The organism is Streptomyces hyaluromycini (genome assembly GCF_002217755.1).
GTDB classification, from domain to species: Bacteria; Actinomycetota; Actinomycetes; order Streptomycetales; family Streptomycetaceae; genus Streptomyces; species Streptomyces hyaluromycini.
The window spans coordinates 294,359-314,278 of sequence record NZ_BCFL01000017.1; the positions used below are offsets into that span (position 1 = coordinate 294,359).

The 19,920-nt window shown below is 72.9% G+C and carries 19 protein-coding genes; 2 read left to right on the forward strand and 17 right to left on the reverse strand.

The features are described 5' to 3' along the window. Positions 1-50: 50 nt before the first annotated feature. From SSP29_RS09320 to SSP29_RS09355, 8 genes are all read right to left on the reverse strand, one after another. On the reverse strand, positions 51-734 hold the full coding sequence (locus SSP29_RS09320) for a response regulator transcription factor (protein ID WP_089100079.1): 684 nt from the start codon (positions 732-734) through the stop codon (positions 51-53). Next, positions 731-2,134: a sensor histidine kinase gene (locus SSP29_RS09325; protein ID WP_089100080.1), complete on the reverse strand. Its 1,404-nt coding sequence runs from the start codon at positions 2,132-2,134 to the stop codon at positions 731-733. Before SSP29_RS09325 ends, SSP29_RS09320 begins: the two co-directional genes overlap by 4 nt. Further along, the gene (locus SSP29_RS09330; RefSeq protein ID WP_150133829.1) at positions 2,127-3,332 is read right to left on the reverse strand and encodes an acyltransferase family protein; all 1,206 of its coding nucleotides are present in this window, start codon (positions 3,330-3,332) and stop codon (positions 2,127-2,129) included. Before SSP29_RS09330 ends, SSP29_RS09325 begins: the two co-directional genes overlap by 8 nt. Then, entirely contained in the window at positions 3,325-4,251 is a 927-nt protein-coding gene (locus tag SSP29_RS09335; protein WP_438363790.1) for an alpha/beta hydrolase, read from the reverse strand. The genes SSP29_RS09330 and SSP29_RS09335 overlap by 8 nt, the downstream gene beginning before the upstream one ends. A 471-nt stretch (positions 4,252-4,722) precedes the next feature. Continuing rightward, the gene (locus tag SSP29_RS09340) at positions 4,723-5,598 is read right to left on the reverse strand and encodes an alpha/beta hydrolase (RefSeq protein ID WP_089100082.1); all 876 of its coding nucleotides are present in this window, start codon (positions 5,596-5,598) and stop codon (positions 4,723-4,725) included. A gap of 173 nt (positions 5,599-5,771) precedes the next feature. Further along, positions 5,772-6,971, reverse strand: coding sequence for a kynureninase (kynU, locus tag SSP29_RS09345; RefSeq protein ID WP_089100083.1), 1,200 nt, complete (start codon positions 6,969-6,971; stop codon positions 5,772-5,774). Further along, positions 6,964-7,812 (reverse strand): tryptophan 2,3-dioxygenase family protein, encoded by an 849-nt coding sequence (locus SSP29_RS09350; protein ID WP_089100084.1) that lies wholly within the window; start codon positions 7,810-7,812, stop codon positions 6,964-6,966. Before SSP29_RS09350 ends, kynU begins: the two co-directional genes overlap by 8 nt. 147 nt (positions 7,813-7,959) lie before the next feature. Further along, positions 7,960-9,135 carry a M23 family metallopeptidase gene (locus SSP29_RS09355; protein WP_089100085.1) on the reverse strand — a complete coding sequence of 392 codons (1,176 nt, stop codon included), beginning with the start codon at positions 9,133-9,135 and terminating at the stop codon, positions 7,960-7,962. Between the two features lie 90 nt (positions 9,136-9,225). Here SSP29_RS09355 and SSP29_RS09360 point away from each other — a divergent pair, with 90 nt between their 5' ends. Continuing rightward, positions 9,226-9,645 (forward strand): DUF3151 domain-containing protein, encoded by a 420-nt coding sequence (locus SSP29_RS09360; RefSeq protein ID WP_089100086.1) that lies wholly within the window; start codon positions 9,226-9,228, stop codon positions 9,643-9,645. 154 nt (positions 9,646-9,799) lie between these two features. On the opposite strand, the gene SSP29_RS09365 is transcribed toward SSP29_RS09360, so the two are convergent. The 9 genes from SSP29_RS09365 to SSP29_RS09405 form a co-directional block, all read right to left on the reverse strand. Then, on the reverse strand, positions 9,800-11,263 hold the full coding sequence (locus SSP29_RS09365; RefSeq protein ID WP_089100087.1) for an MFS transporter: 1,464 nt from the start codon (positions 11,261-11,263) through the stop codon (positions 9,800-9,802). Between the two features lie 67 nt (positions 11,264-11,330). Further along, complete coding sequence (fbaA, locus tag SSP29_RS09370; RefSeq protein ID WP_089100088.1) at positions 11,331-12,353, reverse strand: class II fructose-bisphosphate aldolase; 1,023 nt, start codon at positions 12,351-12,353, stop codon at positions 11,331-11,333. Positions 12,354-12,526: 173 nt separating this feature from the next. Then, a complete protein-coding gene (gene pyrE / locus SSP29_RS09375; protein ID WP_089100089.1) occupies positions 12,527-13,075 on the reverse strand; it encodes an orotate phosphoribosyltransferase in 549 nt (182 codons plus the stop codon). Between the two features lie 10 nt (positions 13,076-13,085). Continuing rightward, the gene (locus SSP29_RS09380) at positions 13,086-13,874 is read right to left on the reverse strand and encodes an aldose epimerase family protein (protein WP_089100090.1); all 789 of its coding nucleotides are present in this window, start codon (positions 13,872-13,874) and stop codon (positions 13,086-13,088) included. A 191-nt stretch (positions 13,875-14,065) separates the two neighbouring features. Then, a complete protein-coding gene (locus SSP29_RS09385; RefSeq protein WP_089100091.1) occupies positions 14,066-14,818 on the reverse strand; it encodes an SRPBCC family protein in 753 nt (250 codons plus the stop codon). An 85-nt stretch (positions 14,819-14,903) separates the two neighbouring features. Further along, positions 14,904-16,544 (reverse strand): polyamine aminopropyltransferase, encoded by a 1,641-nt coding sequence (locus SSP29_RS09390; RefSeq protein WP_089100092.1) that lies wholly within the window; start codon positions 16,542-16,544, stop codon positions 14,904-14,906. Positions 16,545-16,629: 85 nt separating this feature from the next. After that, positions 16,630-17,160: a DUF2617 family protein gene (locus SSP29_RS09395; protein ID WP_089100093.1), complete on the reverse strand. Its 531-nt coding sequence runs from the start codon at positions 17,158-17,160 to the stop codon at positions 16,630-16,632. Positions 17,161-17,490: 330 nt separating this feature from the next. Further along, positions 17,491-17,775: a hypothetical protein gene (locus SSP29_RS09400; protein WP_089100094.1), complete on the reverse strand. Its 285-nt coding sequence runs from the start codon at positions 17,773-17,775 to the stop codon at positions 17,491-17,493. 134 nt (positions 17,776-17,909) lie between these two features. Further along, a complete protein-coding gene (locus tag SSP29_RS09405; protein WP_245883054.1) occupies positions 17,910-18,323 on the reverse strand; it encodes a DUF7144 family membrane protein in 414 nt (137 codons plus the stop codon). A 183-nt stretch (positions 18,324-18,506) separates the two neighbouring features. Here SSP29_RS09405 and SSP29_RS09410 point away from each other — a divergent pair, with 183 nt between their 5' ends. Continuing rightward, positions 18,507-19,694 (forward strand): pyridoxal phosphate-dependent aminotransferase, encoded by a 1,188-nt coding sequence (locus SSP29_RS09410; protein ID WP_089100095.1) that lies wholly within the window; start codon positions 18,507-18,509, stop codon positions 19,692-19,694. The last annotated feature ends 226 nt before the right edge of the window (positions 19,695-19,920 follow it).

A 19,920-nucleotide genomic window follows, 5' to 3' on the forward strand; every position in this document is an offset into this window, starting at 1 on the left:
AGCGTCCTTCTCAGGTACTACGGGTACTGCGAGGAGCAGCGGGAGGCCGGTCAGTAACCGGAGGGGCGTACCAGCCCGGACTCGTACGCGAACACCGCGGCCTGGGTGCGGTCCCTGAGGCCCAGCTTCACCAGGATGCGGCCCACATGGGTCTTCACGGTCTGCTCGGCGACGACCAGCCGCTCGGCGATCTCCGCGTTCGACAGGCCCTGGGCGATCAGCGTGAGGACCTCCGTCTCGCGCTCGGTCAGATCGCCGACCCGCGACTTCAGCGGGGCGCGCACCCGGCCGCCGTCCAGCTGGGAGAACTGGGCGATCAGCCGGCGGGTGATGACCGGCGCGAGCAGCGCGTCGCCGGCCGCCACCACCCGGACCGCCTCGGCGAGCTTGTCCGCGGACGCGTCCTTGAGCAGGAACCCGGAAGCGCCCGCCCGCAACGCCTCGTACACGTACTCGTCCAGGTCGAAGGTGGTGAGCACCAGCACCTTGATGTGGGGGCGTTCACCGATGATCCGGCGGGTGGCCTCGATGCCGCCGAGCTCGGGCATGCGGATGTCCATGAGAACGACGTCCGGGGTGTGTTCGGCGACCTTGGCCACCGCGTCCAGGCCGTCCACCGCCTGGCCGACCACCTCGATTCCGGGCTGGGCGTTCAGCAGCACGGTGAAGCCCTGCCGGACCATCTGCTGGTCGTCGGCGATGACTACGCGGATGGGGCTGCCGCTGCTCGTCATGCGGGGTCGTCCTTCGGGTCGAGGGCACGGATGGTGCCGGTGGTGAGGTCCGCGGTACGGCCGGGTACCAGGCGCGCGCCGGGAGCGGCGGCCGGGAGCTCCGCGAAGACCCGGTAGCCGCCGTCCGGCCCGGATCCCGCCGTCAGCGACCCGCCGAGCATCGCGGCCCGCTCCCGCATGCCGAGCAGTCCGTGCCCGGCGCCCGGCGACGGCGGTGCGGAGCGTGTCGGCCGGGAGTTCGCGACGGACACCAGAAGTCCGTAGGGGATGTACTCGATCTCGACATGGGCGGTCGCCCCCGGCGCGTGCCGCAGGACGTTGCTCAGCGCCTCCTGCACGATCCGGTACGCCGACAGCTCCACACCCGACTGCATCGGGCGCCGCTCGCCGTTGATCCGGACGGTGACGGTCAGACCGGCCGCTCTGGTGTTCTCGACCAGCGTGTCCAGCCGGTCCAGGGTGGGCTGCGGACTGTGCGGGCCGGTGCCGGAGTCGTCGGGCGCGTCCTCGTCGGGGCTCTCCGAGCGCAGGACGCCCAGCACTCTGCGCAGTTCGGTCAGCGCCTCCAGCGCGTTGTTCCGGATGCCGTCGAGGTTCTCCCGGAGCTCGTCCGAAGGGTTTTCCACAAGGTGTGGAGCGACCTGGGCCTGGATGGAGATGACCGACATGTGGTGGGCGACCACGTCGTGCAGCTCGCGCGCGATCCGGCTGCGCTCCTCCAGCAGGGTGCGCCGGGCCCGCTCCTCCTCGGTGAGCGAGGCCTGGCGGCCGAGTTCCGCGCGCGCCTCGCGGCGGCCTCGCAACGCCGTGCCGAGCGCCACGACGATCACGGCCAGGACGACGGCCACCACCGAGGTGGACTGGTGCGGCGCCCCACCCCAGACGCCGTCGAGAAGCCAGGTGACCACCACGGTCACGGCCAGTGCCTCGACGGCCACCCGGGCCCGGACCCGCAGCGCGAGCAGCAGCAGGACCAGCAGGTGCGCGATGATCCCGGCCACGGTCCAGGGCCAGGTGAAACGGACCCCCGAAGTCATGCCCAGCCGGCCGTGCAACGCGACGGCGCCCACCAGCATGGTCCCCACCGACACCCACCATGCCGGGACGGGCCGCCACATCGCGAGGACCACGGCGCCGCCCGGCGCGAATCCGAGCAGAGAGGCGAGGCCGGGACCCAGGTGCCCGTTGTCCGAGAGCTGCGCGATGCCGCCGAGCGTGACGCCGAACGCCGCCAGGCACAGCACGCCGTGCGGCAGCCAGCGCAGCCACACGGAGGGGGGCAGCGGGTCGAGACGGGCGGTGCACAGGTCGTCGCGGAGTATCCGCAGCCAGCGCAGCACGCGGCCGGTCCACTCCGGCCGCCGGGCCCCCGTCTCCGTCACAGCGGTCAGCCTAGACATGACGGGCTCCGGTCGGTGTCGCCCGATCGGACGAGGGGTGGGTCCGGACGACGCGCGAGCGGGTCCGGGGGCGGCCGCGCTCGTACCCGTGGAACGCCGCCCAGCAGACGGCGAGCGTCAACGCGAAGGCCGGGAGCCAGAGCAGGCGGGCCACGATCCAGGTGAGGTCGTCGGGGGGTGTGTGGAGGCCGGGGAGGTGGCCGAGCAGGAGGCCGGTGGCCGTGGTCGCCATCAGGGCCGTCTGGTGCCAGAGGAAGATCGTCATCGCGGAGAGGTTCACGAAGGCCACCGCCGCCCAGGCCAGGGGACGGCGCATCGCGCGGCGCAGCCGCTCGCGCAGGAGCAGGGCCAGACCGCACTGCGCCAGGCCGAAGGTGACGGCGGCCAGGGTGGGCGGGTCGAGGTTGGAGACGGACGCGCCGGGGACACCGACCATCGACGCCGGGTAGCCCGCCCACTCGACGAGGCCGGCCGTGGCCGCCGTCCCGCCGACGAACAGGACCCAGCCGGCGCGCGGGCGGTCCAGTTCACCGCGGGTCCAGGCGGCGCCCAGGGTGTACGGCACCAGCCAGCCGGCCGCCAGGTTCACCCAGCCGACGACGGGCGGGGCGCCGAAGCCGAAGCGGAGAAGGTCCACGTGGAGGACGACGGCCAGCGGCCACAGGGGGTTGAGCCGGGTGACGAGGGGAGTCGCCGCCGTCAGTGCCGCGAAGACCACGAGGAACCAGAGGGGGGACAGGGCGAGTTTGGCGAGGGTGTGGACGGTGGTGAAGTCGGTGCCGGACAGAAGGAGGGCGGTGGCCGCGATCGTCCAGAGGGCGAGGAGTGCGGCGACCGGCTTGAAGAGGCGGGACAGACGGGACGTCAGCCAGCGGTGGTAGGGGATGCCCGCGGCCTGGGCGGTGGCATGGCTGCGCGTGGCGACGTGGCCGCCGACCAGGAAGAACACGGCCAGGGTCTGGAACGCCCAGGAGATCGGGGCCAGCCGCGGCAGATACTGGAGGGGGCTGCTGGTGTGCAGTTCGCCGCTGTCCGCCACCAGCGCCGTGACCAGCCAGTGGCCCAGGACCACACCGAGGACGGCGAACGCGCGGAGGGCGTCCACGGCGCTGTCCCGGTCGGGCGGGGTGGCGGTGTCGATGCGGTGGGTGAGCTGTCGTATGCGGTCGGGGAGGCGGGGTGTCGGCGGCTTACGCACGGGTGACCTCCGTTGTCTCGCCGAGGACGATCCGGGCGAGGTTGGCCAGGGAGGCCGAGCCCGGGGTGAAGTAGTCGCTGTGGCCGCCGGGGCCTGCCGCGAAGACGCGGGCGCCGAAGGACGCGGACACGGGGTCGGCGCCGAGGCCGACGGTCGTGCCGAAGAGGCCGGCGCGGAGGTGCGGGACCTCGGCTATCCAGTCGTCGGCTCCTCTGGCCGCCCAGATGCGGGCGGAGGTGTGCAGGTCCGCGGCCGAGTCGGCGCCGGTGCCGGGGCTGCCGACCAGGGCGATGTCGGTGACGCCGAGGCCGGTGAGGGCGGGGGCGGCGCGGGCGCAGACCACCGTGCCGTAGGAGTGGCAGAGGAGGGCGACGGCCGCCGGCCCGGGAGCGGTGAGGGTGCGGAGTTCGCGGATGAACTCACGCAGGTGCGGGCCCGCTTGGCCGGCCCGTCCCGGGGTGAGGACCGTGGTGCTGATCGTGGCGGGGGTCCGGTAGCCGAGCCAGGCGATGACGGCGGTCCGGGTGCCGGGCTGCTCGCGGGTCTCCTGGGCGAGGCGTCGGTAGAGGGACTCGGCCGCCGTGTGGAAGCGGGCGTAGGTGTCGAGGGTGGTGTCCGAGCCGGGGACGAGCACGGCGATGCGGGTCGCATGCGTCAAGTCGCCGAAGACCTCGGTGACCTGGCCGTCGCCTCGGGCGTCGAAGCGGAGGAGGCGCCGGGAGGGGGACGCGAGGGCGCGGTCGGCGGCGGCCCGGGAGACGTCTCCGTCGGCGGCGGCCATCCGGGCGGCTTCGGCGGCGTCCTCGCGGTTGGCCTCGTAGGCGGTGGCGAGGGCGGCCGGGGTGAGGGGGGCGGGGAGGGCAGCGGGGAGTGGGGCCGGGATCCGGGGCCGGGTGGCCGCGGAGAGGGGGAGGACCACGGCGGCGAGGAGGAGGGCGGCGAGGGTGGTGCGGCGCCACCTTCGAGTGGGGCGGCGTTTGGGTGGGGTTGCGCTGACCGGCGCTGTGAACGAGGGGTTCGTGTCGGCGGGGTGGGTGTCGCTCACCGGCGCTGGAGCAGCGGGGTGGGTACGGCTGGCGCGGGGGGTTTCGCTCGCCCGCGCCGGCGGGGTGCCGCTGCGCCCACCCGTGCCGCCCCAGCGGCACGACTGCCCGCAGCTGGGAAGTTCGTCGATGCCGGCACTCGACTGCCCGCAGCTGCGGTGTTTCGACGCAGCCCTCTCCTGCTCCCCCGTCATGGTCGTCCCTCCCCGTTCAGCCGCCCGGTCGTCGGGCTTGTCTGAACGGGAAATTACGGAGCGGAGCGTGTCGTTCGCGTCCCGCCTGGGGACTCACCTGGGAGGTAGCTCTCAGGTACTACGGGTATGCGGGGAAAGCTCAGGGGTGGGCTCTCACCAGGCGAGTTGGGCGATCTCCTCCGCCACCACCGCGCAGGCGTCCGCCGCCGGGTCGATGAGGGGGAAGTGACCGACCTCCTCCAGGAGCGTCAGGCCCACCACCTCGCCCGCCTTGGCCGCCGCCTCCGCGTAGGACTCGGCGACCGCCTGCGGGACGATCACGTCCGTGCGGCCCTGCACCAGCGTGGTCGCGATGCCGGTCGGGAGCAGGAGCGCCGGGTCGGCATAGCGCTGGCGGTCGGTGAACTTCTCCTCGCCGCCCAGGAGTTGCAGCGCCGCGTTGCCGCAGACGTCCAGCTTCTCGGCCGTCGCGAAGTCCGCGATCGGGGCCAGGGCCACCACACCCCGCAGCGGCGCCGGACCCGAGGTGCGCCACGCGGCGTCCGCCGGGAGGACGTGCCGTGCCGCCGCCCACAGCGCCAGGTGGCCGCCCGCCGAGTGACCGGTGAGGACCGTGCGCCGCAGGTCCGCGCGCGGGACCGCCTCGCGGACCAGGGCAGGCAGGGCGTCCAGTGCCGCCGCCACGTCGTCGAAGGTGTCCGGCCAGCGGCCCGCCACCGGGGCCGTACCGCCCTGCGCGGGGAGCGCGGCGCCGCGCCGGTACTCGACGTTGGCCACCGCGAAGCCGCGCCGGGCCAGGTAGTCGGCGAACGGGGTGATGTGGCCGCGGTCGTACGGTGCACGCCACGCGCCGCCGTGCAGGACCACGACCAGCGGGACCAGGGGCTCGTCGGTGTGCGGGGCGTAGAAGTCGATCACCTGGTCGGGGTGGTCGCCGTAGGCGGCCGTGACGTCGGGCGCGACGTGCGGGTGCGAGAAGGCCGACTCCTCCTCGGCGGCGTCCCGGGCAGCTGCGTCGTCGTCCGGCATGCTCCAACCTCTCAGCGACGTAATTGTGTTGGCGGACCAGGTGGGGAAATCTGCCGTTGGCCGGGACGGTATCAGGCCGGTGACGTGCGGGGACACGCGGATGTCACGCACGGTGAGGATTGCTCGGTTCTGTACCGTCCCGGCCGCTGCCCGGGGATCACTATGTCGTCATGTCACCAGGCGAGGGCCCCTCCCGCCACCTCCCCCAGCACCCGCGCCGCCCGCTCCACGTCCGCGAAACCGACGTACAGCGGGGTGAAGCCGAAGCGGAGCACGTCCGGGTGCCGGAAGTCCCCGACCACCCCCCGCTCGATCAGCCGTTTCATCACGTCCCCGGCGTCGGAACAGCGCAGCGCGATCTGACTGCCGCGCTCCTCGTGGGCCACCGGGGTCACGCACTCGACGCGGCCCTGAGGCAGGTACGCCTCGACGCACTCCAGGAAGAAGTCCGTCAGGGCGAGCGACTTGGCGCGTACGGCCGCCACCGGCACCCCGTCCCACACCTCCAGCGCCGCCTCCAGGGCGAGCATGGAGAGGATGTCCGGGGTGCCGACGCGGCCGCGCACCGCACCCGCGGCCGGTTCGTACCCCGGTCGCATCCCGAAGGGCTCCGCATGCGAGTTCCAGCCGGGCAGCGGGGAGTCGAAACGGTCCTGGAGACCACGGCGGACGTACAGGTACGCCGGTGAACCCGGGCCTCCGTTCAGGTACTTGTAGGTGCAGCCGACCGCCAGGTCGACCCCGTGCTCGTCGAGGCCCACCGGCAGCGCGCCCGCGCTGTGGCACAGGTCCCAGACGGACACGGCTCCGGCCGCGTGGACGGCGGCGGTGAGGGAGGGCAGGTCGTGGAGGCGTCCGGTGCGGTAGTCGACGTGGTTGAGGAGTACGGCGGCGGTACGGTCGCCCAGCGCCGCCGGGACCTCGGCGGGGGTGAGCGGACGCATCGCGCAGCCCGTCAGCCGGGCCGCCGACTCGGCGATGTAGCCGTCCGTGGGGAAGGTCGTCGCGTCGACGAGGATCTCGTCACGGCCCTCCCCCGCGAGCCGGACCGCGCTCACAAGTGCCTTGAAAACGTTGACACTTGTCGAGTCGCCGACCACGATCTGCCCGGCCGCCGCGCCGACCAGCGGGGCGATCCGGTCGCCGATCCGCTCCGGCGCCGTCCACCAGCCGCTCTCGTCCCAGGACCGGATCCGCAGCTCGCCCCACTGCCGCCGGACGACGTCCTCGACGCGACCGGGGACGTGTGCGGGCAGGGCGCCCAGGGAATTGCCGTCGAGATAGACGGCGTCATCGAGGACGAAGCGGTCGCGGAGCCCGGCCAGGTCGTCCGACGCGTCCAGCTTCTCCGCCCTCAGGGCCAGCTCAGACATGGGACCTCGCCGTCCACAGCTCCGGGAACACGTTCTTGCGGGCGCGCTTCTCCAGCCAGGCGACCCCGGCCGAGCCGCCGGTGCCGGTCTTGGCGCCCATCGCGCGGCGGGTGGCGACCAGGTGGTCGTTGCGCCAGCGCCAGACGAGCTCGGCGACGTCGGTCAGCGCCTCGCCGAGCCGGGCGAGCTCGCCGTCGCCGTCGCCTTCGGCGGAGTAGACGGCGGTCCAGGCGGCCTCGACGGCGTCGGAAGGTGCATAGGGCAGTGATATGTCACGTTCCACCAGCACCGCGTCCGGGATCGGATACCCCCGCCGCCCCAGCACCCGCACCACCTCGTCGTACAGACTCGGCTCGTGCAGCGCCTTCTCCAGTTCCGCGTGGACGCGGGGCGCGCCGCGGTGCGGGACGAGCATGGACGCGGACTTCTCGCCGAGCAGGAACTCCATCCGCCGGTACATCGCCGACTGGAAGCCGGAGCCCTCGCCGAGGGCGGAACGGTAGGAGTTGAACTGCGCCGGGGTGAGCTGGCCGAGCGGCTTCCAGGAGGCGTTCAGCGCCTCCAGCTCGCGGGTGGAACGCTTCAGCGCGGCGATCGCGGTGGGGAGGTCGTCACCGCGCAGCGCCGCCGCCGCAGTCTCCCACTCGTGGACGATGACGGTGAACCACAGCTCCATCACCTGGGTGGTGACCAGGAAGACCATCTCTCCGGGATCGTCGGAGAGGGTGTGCTGGAGGTGGGTGAGCACGTCGGCCCTGACGTAGTCCTCGTAGGGGGTCGTGCCGGCGAAGTCGAGATGCGGGGTCTCGGGCTCGTTCGATTCAAGAGCCTCTTGGGACATCGCTGTCTCCTGTAGTACTCCGGGTAGCGGTCCGCCCCTGCCGATGCCGACACGGGGGCCCCGGTCCCCACCAGCATCTTCCGCAACGTAACCCGGATACTGCAAGACCCGCCTGTCGGGAGCCGCCGTCCGGCGGTCCCGCCCCGCTCAGCCGCGGACCGTCCGCCCCCGGTACAGCCGCCCGGACACCCCCTCGAACTCCAGGTCGAGGCCGAGTCCGTCGCGTTCCGCGTGCAGGTGCAGGTGGGGCTCGGTGCTGTTGCCGCTGTTGCCGACCTCGCCGAGGACCTGTCCCGCCCGGACCGTGTCCCCCTCGGCCACCGTCACCGAGCCGGGGCGCAGATGGGCGAGCTTCACGATCTCCCGGCCGGTGTCGAGGAACACGTGGTTGCCGTACAGCGGCTGGTAGCGGATCTCCCCCGGCCGCTGGTCGGCGACCCCGTCGGCCGCGGAGACCACCCTGCCGTCGCAGGGGGAACGGACCGGGCGCCCGTAGGCGGCGTACGCGGTCAGCTCGCGGCCGGGCCGGGTACGGGTGCCGTACCGGCCGAGCGCCACCAGGTCGAGGGCGGCGCGCTGCTCGGGCACCGGGGCGTGGTGGTTCACCGCCGGGCCGCCGCCCTGTACGACGTACCAGGCGCCCTCCAGCGGGAACCGCAGCGGCCGGGACAGCCTGCCCCGCCGGCGGTGCAGCCGGGCGGCGGTGACCAGCCAGCCGGCCGCCGCGAGAAGGACGAACCCGACGGCGAGACCGAACCGGCCGTCTCCGGCCGGCAGCCCCGGCAGCCGCCACGCCGAGGCGAGGGCGGCGACTGCGCCCGCCTCGACCGCGCGCCGGAGCGGACGCGGTTGCAGCGCCGGTGCGCCGCAGCCCTCGACGACCACGTAGAACGCGGCGAGGGTGGCCAGGTCCGCGGTCCAGGCGGTGCGGTCGCCGGCCGTCCAGAGGATCAGGACGTTCCAGACTGCGACCAGGACCAGGCAGACCGACCAGGCGAGGTGGGCGGGCAGCCGGCGCCTGGGCGGTGTGTAGGGGGCGCCCTCGATGCGCAGTCCGGTGAGTTCGCCGTCGGGGGCCACCTGGGCCCAGGCCCGCACCCGGCCCGTGCTGCCGGACACGATCAGCCCGTCCGGACCGTCCGTCACGGTGCCGAACCCGCCGATCCGGGCGGCCGTGGCGTGCACGATCCGCTCCAGCGTCGCCATCCCGACCGCTTCCGTCACCCGCGGGGCGAGCCGCGGCCACTGCTCCGGGTCCGCGGTCAGGAACCGGGCCAGGACGTGGGCCTCCGGCGGCTGACCGCCGGGAATCGGATCAGGCACGTGTGCTCCCCCCTGCCGTCACGTACGGGCCGGCGGTCTGGAAGACGGCGGGGCGCGGGATGAGGTTGCCGGCGGTGGCAGACTGGCGCCATGACGACGCACAAGAACCTGCTCGGTGGTCCGGAGCCGACGTATCTGCCGGAGAACGAAGAGGCGTACCGCCTGCTGAGCGAGGAGTCGCTGGCTCCCGTCGAGGTCGCGGCGAAGTTCCCGACCTTCTCGCTGGCCTGGGCGCTGCTCGCCGACGAGGCGTTCGGGCGCGGCGCGGTCGTCGAGTCGTACGCGTACGCGCGCACCGGCTACCACCGTGGGCTGGACGCCCTGCGCCGCGCCGGGTGGAAGGGGCACGGGCCGGTGCCCTGGGAGCACCAGGCCAACCAGGGCTTCCTGCGCTGTCTCGCTGCGCTCGGCCGGGCCGCCGGGGAGATCGGTGAGAAGGACGAGTACGAGCGGTGCCGGCAGTTCCTGAAGGACAGCAGCCCGGAGGCGTACGCCGAGCTGAAGGGGTAGGGGCCGGGGGGGGACGCTTACCGGCGCTGGCAGGGTGCCTCCCCCAGAGGGGGGACCCCCAGCGCCCACCCGTGCCGCCCTGCGGCACGCCTGCCCGCAGCTATGTAAGACACGGCTGGGCAGCGCCCCTTTAGGGGCGCGGGGAACTGCGCGATCAGCCCCCGCCGGCCTGCAGGTCGGGGCGGCGCCCGGCCTCCAGGGGCGGAGCCGTGATGCAGCCGTGGGTGCGGCATTCCGGGTGGCGGCAGTCCGGGGCCGGGCGGCGCACCAGGGCGAAGGCCAGCGCCGCGCCGACCACCAGGACACCGGCGCAGATCGGCATGGCCCGGTCGAACGCCGCGTTGAAGGCGGTCGCCGACCGGTACGCCTCCGGGCCCATCCCCGCGAGCAGCGGCAGCGCCGCCACCGCGATCAGGCTGGCGGCGCGGGCCGCCGCGTTGTTGATGCCGCTGGCGATGCCCGCCCGGGTCGTGTCCACGGAGGCGAGGACGGACGCGGTGAGCGGGGCCACCAGGGTGACCATGCCGAGGCCCTGGAGCAGGACCGCCGGGAGGACGTCGGTCAGGTAGTTCGCGTGTTCGCCGACGCGCAGCATCAGGAGCATCGCGGCGGCACAGAGCAGCGGGCCCACCGTGAGGGGGATGCGGGGGCCGATGCGGTCGGCCAGGGCGCCCGAGCGGGCGGAGAACAGCAGCATCAGGGCCGTCGTCGGCAGCAGCGCCGTGCCCGCGGCCAGCGCCGAGTACCCCGCCACCACCTGGAGTTGGAGGGCGGTGAGGAAGAAGTAGCCGCCGAAGGCGCCGTACACGCACAGGGTGACGACGTTGAGCGCCGTGAACTGGCGGGACGCGAACATGTCCAGCGGGAGCATCGGGTCCTGGCGGCGCTTCTCGACGTACACGAAGGCCACGCCGGCCGCGACGCCCGCCACGGCCAGCAGGGACGCGGTACCGGCCTCGATCAGGGCGTAGGTGACCAGGCCCAGGGCCAGGGCGCCCAGCACCGCGCCGAGGACGTCGAAGCGGCCGTGGGCGCGGCCGTCGGCGGACTCGGGGACGTGGCGCAGGGCGATGGGGACGCAGAGCAGGGCCAGCGGGACGTTGAGCAGGAAGACCCAGCGCCAGCCGGGGCCGTCCACCAGCCAGCCGCCGAGGAAGGGCCCCACGGCCGCGCCGATGCCGCCGAAGCCGGACCACAGGCCGACCGCGCGGGCCCGGTCGTCGGGGTGGAAGGAGGCCTGGATGAGGGCGAGGGAGCCGGGAGTGAGGAGGGCGCCGCCGATGCCCTGGAGGGCGCGGGCGGCGATCAGGATCGCGTCGGTCGGGGCGAGACCGCACATCAGGGACGCGGCGGCGAACCAGACGACGCCCAGCACGAAGATCTTCCGGCGGCCGTAGTGGTCGCCGAGCGAGCCGCCGAGCAGGATCAGGCCGGCCAGCGTCAGCATGTAGGCGTTGATCGTCCACTGGAGCGCGGACAGACTCGCGTTCAGGTCGTCGCCGATGCGGGGCAGCGCCACGTTGACGACCGTGGAGTCCAGCAGCGCCATGCTGGAGCCGAGCACCGTGGTGAGCAGGATCCACTTGCCCTGGGCTGAGGCGATCCGGACGTCGGGCATGGTTCCAGGTATACAGCGGACCCGGCGCCGTAGACAGACGAACGCCGGGTCCTGACCGTAATGCGGCTTACTTGATCTTGTTACCCGCCGAGCGCAGGTTCTGCGTGGCCTCGACGACGCGCGCGGCCATGCCGGCCTCGGCCAGCTTGCCCCAGGTGCGCGGGTCGTAGGTCTTCTTGGAGCCGACCTCGCCGTCGACCTTCAGGACGCCGTCGTAGTTCCTGAACATGTGGTCGGCGACCGGACGGGTGAAGGCGTACTGGGTGTCCGTGTCGAGGTTCATCTTCACGACGCCGTTCTCCAGCGCGGTGCGGATCTCCTGCTCGGTGGAGCCGGAGCCGCCGTGGAAGACGAAGTCGAACGGCGACTGCTTGCCGAACTTGGCGGCGACGCCGTCGCTCAGCTCCTTCAGCAGGTCGGGGCGGAGCACGACGTTGCCCGGCTTGTACACGCCGTGCACGTTGCCGAAGGAGGCGGCGAGCAGGTAGCGGCCCTTCTCACCGAGGCCGAGCGCCTCGGCGGTACGGATCGCGTCGTCGACCGTGGTGTAGAGCGAGTCGTTGATCTCGTGGGAGACGCCGTCCTCCTCGCCACCGGTCGGGGTGATCTCGACCTCGAGGATGATGTTGGCGCGGCGGGCCTGCTCCAGGAGCTCCTGCGCGATGGCGAGGTTGTCGGCGAGGGTCTCGGCGGAGCCGTCCCACATGTGCGACTGGAAGAGCGGGTTACGGCCGTTCTTCACGCGCTCCTCGGAGATCGCGAGCAGCGGACGCACGTACCCGTCGAGCTTGTCCTTCGGGCAGTGGTCCGTGTGCAGCGCGATGTTGACCGGGTACTTCTCGGCGACGATGTGCGCGAACTCGGCGAGCGCCACCGAGCCGGTGACCATGTCCTTCTTGTACTGGCCGCCCAGGAACTCGGCACCACCCGTGGAGATCTGGACGATGCCGTCGCTCTCCGCCTCCGCGAAGCCGCGCAGCGCCGCGTGCAGGGTCTGGGTCGAGGTGACGTTGATGGCCGGGTAGGCGAACTTGCCTGCCTTCGCCCGGTCGAGCATCTCGTTATAGACCTCGGGGGTTGCGATGGGCATGTGTCCGCTCCTTGAGTGTGCGGGTCGGCGTACTGCTGTTTTCTTACGGCCCTGACCTAGACCTTGGGGGCGACGTCATCGTCGTCCACATCTTTCCAGACATGAACCGATGCTCCACGCGTCGGTCACGTCCGCGTCAGTCCCGGTCGTCAATCCCAGTCGTCGACCGCGGGTCAGTCCAGACCCAGTTCGTCCTTCGAGAAGGCGAACAGGTACGGCACGTCCGCCTGCTCGGCGATCGCCTCGGCCGCCCCGGTCGCCCGGTCCACGATGGTGGCGACGGCGACGACCTCCGCGCCGGCCTCGCGCAGGGCCTCCACGGCGGTCAGCACGGAGCCGCCGGTGGTGGAGGTGTCCTCGACGGCCAGCACGCGGCGGCCCTTGACCTCGGCGCCCTCGATACGGCGCTGCAGGCCGTGCGCCTTGCCCGCCTTGCGGACCACGAAGGCGTCCAGCGTCTTCCCGCGCGCATGGGAGGCGTGCAGCATGGCCGTGGCCACCGGGTCCGCGCCCAGGGTGAGCCCGCCGACGGCCTCGAAGTCGAGCTCGGCGGTCAGGTCGAGCATGACCTGACCGACCAGCGGCGCGGCCTCGCCGTCCAGGGTGATCCGGCGAAGGTCGATGTAGTAGTCGGCTTCCTTGCCCGACGACAGGGTCACCTTGCCGTGCACCACGGCCTTGTCCTTGATCTGTTGCAGCAGCTCAGCGCGTACGTCCGTCATGCCGACCAGCTTAGAGGCGCGTCCAGGTCCAGGTGGTCGTGGCTTCCAGCGGCTCCAGCGGGGTGACGAGCCTCGGGAGGGTGTTCAGCCCGTTCGGCGGGCCGGTCTGCGGCTCCACGCACACCGCCGCCTCCTGCTCGTCGTAGACCACGACCCACTGCTCGCGGCTGGCGACCTTCAGCTCCAGCTGTCCCGGCCAGGTGAGGGTGACGTCGACTCCGTCGGGCATGCCGAAACAGTCGTCCCAGGGGCCCGGCTTCGGGTCGATGCGGTTGCCGGTGGGCAGGTGGTCCTCGCCGCGCTCCTCCTGCCAGGCGGGGGTGAAGCCGACCTGGGCGTCCTGGCCGCCGAGGTTCCGGTTGAACCAGGGGTGCCAGCCGATCTGCGCCGGGAAGGAGTCGTCGTACGTCTCCACGGCCATCGTCAGCGTCAGCGAGTCCTCGGCGAGCTGCACGACGTGGGTGACGCGGGCGGGGTGCGGCCAGGGGGCGCCGAGGTCGCAGGTGATCACGGCCTCGTCCGCCGAGACCCGCGCGGTGCGCCAGGCGCCGTCGCGGGCGGTGCCGTGGATGGCGTGCGGCGGGGAGTTGAGGGGCATCTGGACGGTGGTGGCGCCGTCGCGGAAACGGCCGTCCCGGATCCGGCCGCACCACGGCACCATCGGGAAGCAGCCGAAGCGGTCGCCCTGGCGGAGGAGTTCGAGGGAGCCGACTTCGAGGCCGGCGATCCGGCCGCCGTTGCCGGGGTGCAGGTGGAGGGTGGCGTCGCCTGCGGTCAGCGTGATGTCTTCGTTACTCACGGGATGACAGTACTGGGGGGAGCCCTTGTGATTCGGGTGCGGGTGGGTGGGGGCTGGTCGCGCAGTTCCCCGCGCCCCTTACGGGGCGCTGCACTCACGCCAGCTACATAGGGCACGGGTGGGCGCTGGGGGTCCCCCCTCTGGGGGAGGCACCCTGCCGGCGCCGGTGAGCGAAACCCCTCCGGGAGACGTCAACGCCGTCGTCGCAGCGCCCTCGTCACCACGATCGCCGATGCCAGTGCCAGGGCCGCCGCCGGGGCGGCCCAGCGCAGGGCCGAAGCCCCCGCCACCGTCTGCGGCGCAGGGACCGGTGCGTACCGCCCCCTCGGCGGCGCGTGGTCCACCTCCTCCGCGCTGCGGCCGATCATCGTCCGGCGCGCGTGCGCCGCCTCGGCGAAGATCTCGGGAAGCGGCTCCACCACCGGCTCCACCACCGGCTCCTCCACGGGTTCCGTCACCCGTTCGGGCGCCGGCGGGACCTCCGTCTCGTAGACCGAGGCCGGTGCGTCGGGAGCCGTCGGCTCCACCGCCTCGCCCAGCGCCTCCGCGAAGCGGCTCAGCAGCCTTGTCGCCGCCGACTCCACCGCCTCCGCCGGCAGCTCCGCGACCCGCCCGTCGGCGGAGGCCGTGCCGGTCACCGTGACCGCGCAGCCCCCGTCCCTGTCCGCGAGGCGGAACGTGAGCGCCAGCTTCACCGTGCCGGTGCCGCGGGCCTCGGTGGCGTCACCGTCGAGCGCGTACGAACCGTCGTCGTGGGCGCTGACGCGCAGGGAGCCCCGGTAGGTGATCGAGTGGCTGCCGATCCGGACCTTGAGGCGGCCGGTGCCGGGCGCGGCGCCCGCGTCCTGCTGGAGGCCGGGGACCGCCCGGGCGACCCGCGCGGGGTCGGCCAGCGCCTCCCTGAGCCGCGAGGCCGGGGCCGGGACGTACACCTGGTGCTCCATGGCGACTGAGCCTACCCACGAGTCGGTCCGGCACACCCTCCCCGACGCACGGCACGCTGCGAGCCTCCTTGACGGCCGGGTCCGCTCAGTACCGGGGGTGCACCAGCGTCGACGGCGGCGGCCCGGCCGCCGGTGTCTTCAGCGCGTCCCGCTCCAGTGCCCCCTCCGTGAGCGTCCGCAGCCGTGGGCCGTCGGCCGGAAGGCGCAGCGGCGGGGCGTGGGAACCGGCCGTCGCCAGGACGAAGCCCCAGTCGTGCGGGGTCCTGGACTCGCCCGCCGAGCGGTCGGGGCCCGGGGTGAAACCGGCGTCGTGGCCGAGGACCCGGTAGGGGGTGGTGGCCAGGCCGGCGGCCCGTATGGTCGCGGCGACCGTCCAGAAGGCGCGGGGGCGGGCCTGGACCGGGCCCGCGTGGACGACCAGGCGGCCGCCGGGGGCGAGGGCGCGGCGGGCGAGGCCGTAGAACTCCTGGGAGTACAGCTTGGTGCTGGCGGTGATCCCGGGGTCGGGCAGGTCGGCGATGACGACGTCGTAGCCGGAGTAGCCGGAGCGGGGTGCGTCGCGCAGCCACTGGAAGGCGTCGGCGGTGAACACGTGGACGTGCGGGTCGTCGTACACGTGCCCGTTGAGCGCGGCGAGGGCGGGGTCGTGGCGGGCGAGGCGGACCAGGCCCGCGTCGAGTTCGACGATGTCGACGCGGTCGACGCCGGGGTGGCGCAGCACCTCGCGGGCGGCCATGCCGTCGCCGCCGCCGAGGATCAGCACGCGCGCGTGGGGGCCGCTCATGGCGGGGTGGACGAGGGCTTCGTGGTAGCGGCGTTCGTCGCGGCCGCCGACCCGCAGCCGGCCGTCCAGGAAGAGGTCGAGGGGGCGGCCGTGGGTGCCGCCGGTGAGGACGATCTCCTGGACGTCGGTCTGGAGGGCGACCCGGACGTCGGCGCCGTAGACGGCGTGCCGTGCGGCCCGTTCGAAGTCGCCGACGAGGACGGCGGCGGAGGCGAGGACGCCGAGGACGGTGACGTTGGCGACGAGGAGGGTCCAGCGGGCCCGGCGGGACAGGTCGCGGCGGAACAGGCCGAGGACCAGGGCGCCCCCGGCCACGACGTTGACCGTGCCGGTGAGCAGGGTCCCCGTCAACTGGCCGAGGAAGGGCAGCAGCAGGAACGGGAAGGCGAGGCCGCCGACCAGGGCGCCGACGTAGTCCGCCGCGAACAGGTCGGCCACGGCGCCGCCCGCGTCCTGGCGGCGGATGCGCTGGATGAGCTCCATCAGGAGCGGCACCTCGGCGCCGATGAGCAGGCCGATGGCGAGGGAGAAGGCGACCAGGAGGCAGCGCGGGCCGGTGGCCCACAGGCCGCCCCAGCCGCCGGTCCAGGCGAAGACGGCGTACAGGGCCATCGCGCTGCAGCCGCCGATCAGCGCCAGCGCGGCCTCGACGGCGGCGAATCCGGCCGCCGCGTGCCAGCGCAGCCGTTTCGCGGCCAGTGAGCCGACGCCCATCGCGAAGACCATCACGGACAGCACGACGGAGGCCTGGGTGACCGAGTCGCCGATCAGGTACGAGGCGAGGGCGACCAGTTCGAGTTCGTACACCAATCCGCAGGCCGCGCAGACGAACACACACGCCAGGACCAGGAAGCGGCCCGTCCCCGGCCGCACGGGCAGCGGCGCGGGGGCGCCCCAGGGCCGCGGTGTGCCGGGCGGGGCGGGTGCGTGCGGATCGATCACTCTGCGACGTTACGTCACTCGCTCGGTACGCTTCGTCACCCACACGTGTGGAACTCCGGGCCCTTTGACGCCCCGTTGGTTTATGTCATCCGGCCACGGAGTGGGGTCCCGGAACCCGTACGCCGACCCGGGTCCGGGTCGCCACCAGCTGGCCGTCCTGCGGGTACGCGTGCCAGGTCCGCCAGTGCACCTGCCCCTCGTGCCGCTGGGCGAGCATCGCCGTGAAGGCGTGCGGGCTGCCCGGGAAGACCCCGGCGAGGCCGTACGGATGCTCGGAGACCAGTGCCAGCAGTTCCTGGGCACGGCCCGCGAAGGAGCCGGGTGACAGCACCTCGACGCGGGCCGCGAACTCGTACTCCCAGTCGCCGATGCGTTTGGCGACCCCGAGCGGCAGGGGGGTGCTGGACCCCGCGATGCACGCCACCGTCTCCGAACAGCCGCCGCACTCCTCCTCCAGGAGCACCTGGTGGGACGCGCCGAGCAGTCTCAACTGCAGCTTCGCCCCGGTCAGTTCCAGGTCGAGGGTGGCCAGGGCGGGCAGCGGCTCGCGTCCCAGGGCCCAGGCGAGGTCGGCCGCGCGCGTATCGGTGTAGGAGGTGTTCAGGGTCGTGAGCATGGATCGGCTCCGCTAACAAGCAAAGGGGAGAAGTGTGGTCCGGCGCACCTCGGTCGACACCGGGAGATCGGCCCGGCCGGCCCAGCCGGGGGAGGGTGTCGTCAGGACGTCCGAGGCGCTGCTTTGGTGATTTAGAGGGAATCATGAACTGTGGCGCTGCCACAGCGTTTTTACCCAACTTCGTGGGGTTTCCATCCCTCAGAGGGCTCCACAGCTCAACTGTTCAACCATGTCGTGCGCCCCGCTGCTTGCGGCGTACGCCGGGGCGCCCGGCGAGAGCTCCCCCGCTCTCCGTCCGGACGCCCCGGTCTTTCACCGCCTGCGGGCGGCTCAGTTGCCCCCGCCGCAGCCTCCCCCGCCGCACGACGAGCCGCCCCCGCAGGACGATCCGCCGCATGAGGAGTGGCCGCCGCCGCACGAGTGACCGCCGCCGTGATGACCGCCGTGCGAGGACGACGACCCCGAGTCCCCGGCCCACCAGCTGCCGGAGCTGTCGTAGGACGAGGAACCTCCGCTTCGGTACGCCCCCTTGGTCCCGCCGCCCCGGCGGACCGCCGACGCGACGATCGCGAGGCAGATGACCGCTGCCACCACCACGATGAAGACGGTGCCCATGGCGTCACCTTCTTTCCGTTCCCCCGAAGGCGACCCCCCGTGGGCGCCCCGGCCACCGCGAGAACGCGGCGTGGACTGGGGATGCCCCGCCGTCACGGCGGCCAAAGCGGAGTTGAGGAACTTCTGAGGGTCCCTCAGGACAGCCGGCCCCTCGTCAGCGCGAAGAGGATCAGGAGGTCGATCGTCATCACCGGGATGGCCCACAACGGGTAGTACGGAACGAACATGAACTGGGTGATCAGGCTGACCGCCGCCACCCCTATACCGGCCCCGCGGCCCCAGCCCTGGTCCGTCAGCACGCCCAGGGCGGCGATGACGAGTGCCACTCCGATCACGAGGTGAATCCAGCCCCAGGCCGTCAGGTCGAACCGGTAGGAGTACCGGGACGCGGCGAACAGCGTGTCCTGTGCGATACCGGATGCGCCCATCAGAATGCTGAGGGGGCCGCTGAGCATCATCATGCTCCCGGCGAACATGGACGCGTTGAACGTTCCGCTGCCGCCAGGCTCCCCGTGTCCTCGCTCTGGCCTGCTCGGCACCGTTGTCATGGCAGCAACCTTCCTGTGCAGCGCGGTCACCGATGCACAGTGCCCGCGGAAGTCGGCCATGCCCTCCTGCCAGCATGGCCGCAATCCCCCGGCACCGCGACCGCAGCCCGTACCGCCGTCAGGGCATCGCCGCAGGTGCCCGCCCGGAAGCCGGGTTGAGGAACTCCGGAGCTTGGGCGCAGGATGACCGGCATGACCTCCAGCGAACGCCCCCTCCTCAACCGCCGGCTCGCCGAGTTCGGGACCACGATCTTCGCCGAGATGTCCGCCCTGGCCCTCAGCACGGGCTCCATCAACCTGGGGCAGGGCTTCCCGGACACCGACGGTCCCGAGGAGGTCAGGGAGGCCGCCGTGCGCGCGCTGCGCGAGGGGCACGGCAACCAGTACCCGCCGGGCCCGGGCGTCCCCGAGCTGCGCACCGCGATCGCGGCACACCAGCAGCGCCGGTACGGCCTCTCCTACGACCCGGACGCCGAGGTCCTGGTCACGGCGGGCGCCACGGAGGCCATCGCGGCCGCCCTCCTCGCCCTCCTCGAACCCGGTGACGAGGTCGTCGCCCTGGAGCCGTACTACGACTCCTACGCGGCGAGCATCGCGATGGCCGGCGGCACCCGGGTCCCGGTCACCCTCCGCCCCGACGCCGGCGCCTTCCGCCTCGACCTCGACGAGCTGCGCGCGGCGGTCACCCCGCGCACCCGGCTCCTCCTGATCAACACCCCGCACAACCCGACCGGCACGGTCCTCACCCGCGCCGAGCTGACCGCGGTCGCCGAACTGGCGGTCGAGCGCGACCTGCTGGTCGTGACCGACGAGGTGTACGAGCACCTGGTGTACGACGGCGCCGAGCACATCCCCCTGGCGACCCTCCCCGGCATGCGCGAGCGCACGGTCACCATCGGCTCGGCCGGCAAGACGTTCTCCTTCACCGGCTGGAAGGTCGGCTGGGTGACGTCGACGCCGGAGCTGGTCACGGCGGTGCGCTCGGCGAAGCAGTTCCTGACGTACGTCGCCTCGGGCCCCTTCCAGTACGCGGTCGCGGAGGCCCTCGCCCTCCCGGACGCGTACTTCGAGACGTTCCGCCGGGACATGCAGACCAAGCGGGACATCCTCGCGGCGGGCCTGACGGAGGCGGGCTTCGAGGTCTACGACACCACCGGCACGTACTTCATCACCACCGACATCCGCCCCCTCGGGGAAACGGACGGCTTCGCCTTCTGCCGTTCCCTGCCGGAACGGGCCGGGGTCGTCGCCATCCCGAACGCGGTCTTCTACGACCACCGGGAGGCGGGGGCGCCGTTCGTACGGTTCGCGTTCTGCAAGCGTGCGGAGGTGCTGAAGGAGGCGGCGGAGCGGCTGCGGCAGTTGTCGTAGGGGGCCGACCCAGCCTGCGGGTGCGTGGGGGCTGAGCGCGCAATTCCTCCCCCAGCCTTCGGCCGGGGGTACCCCCAGCGCCCCTTACGGGGCGCTGCAGGCGCCGGGTTCGCTCCACCTTCTGCATGCACGAAGCGTCGGAGGCTGTGCGGTGTCCTTCGGGTGTCGCGCGGGGCGGCGGCCACGACAGCGCCGGGGGGACCCCCCGGACGCGGACTACTCTGTT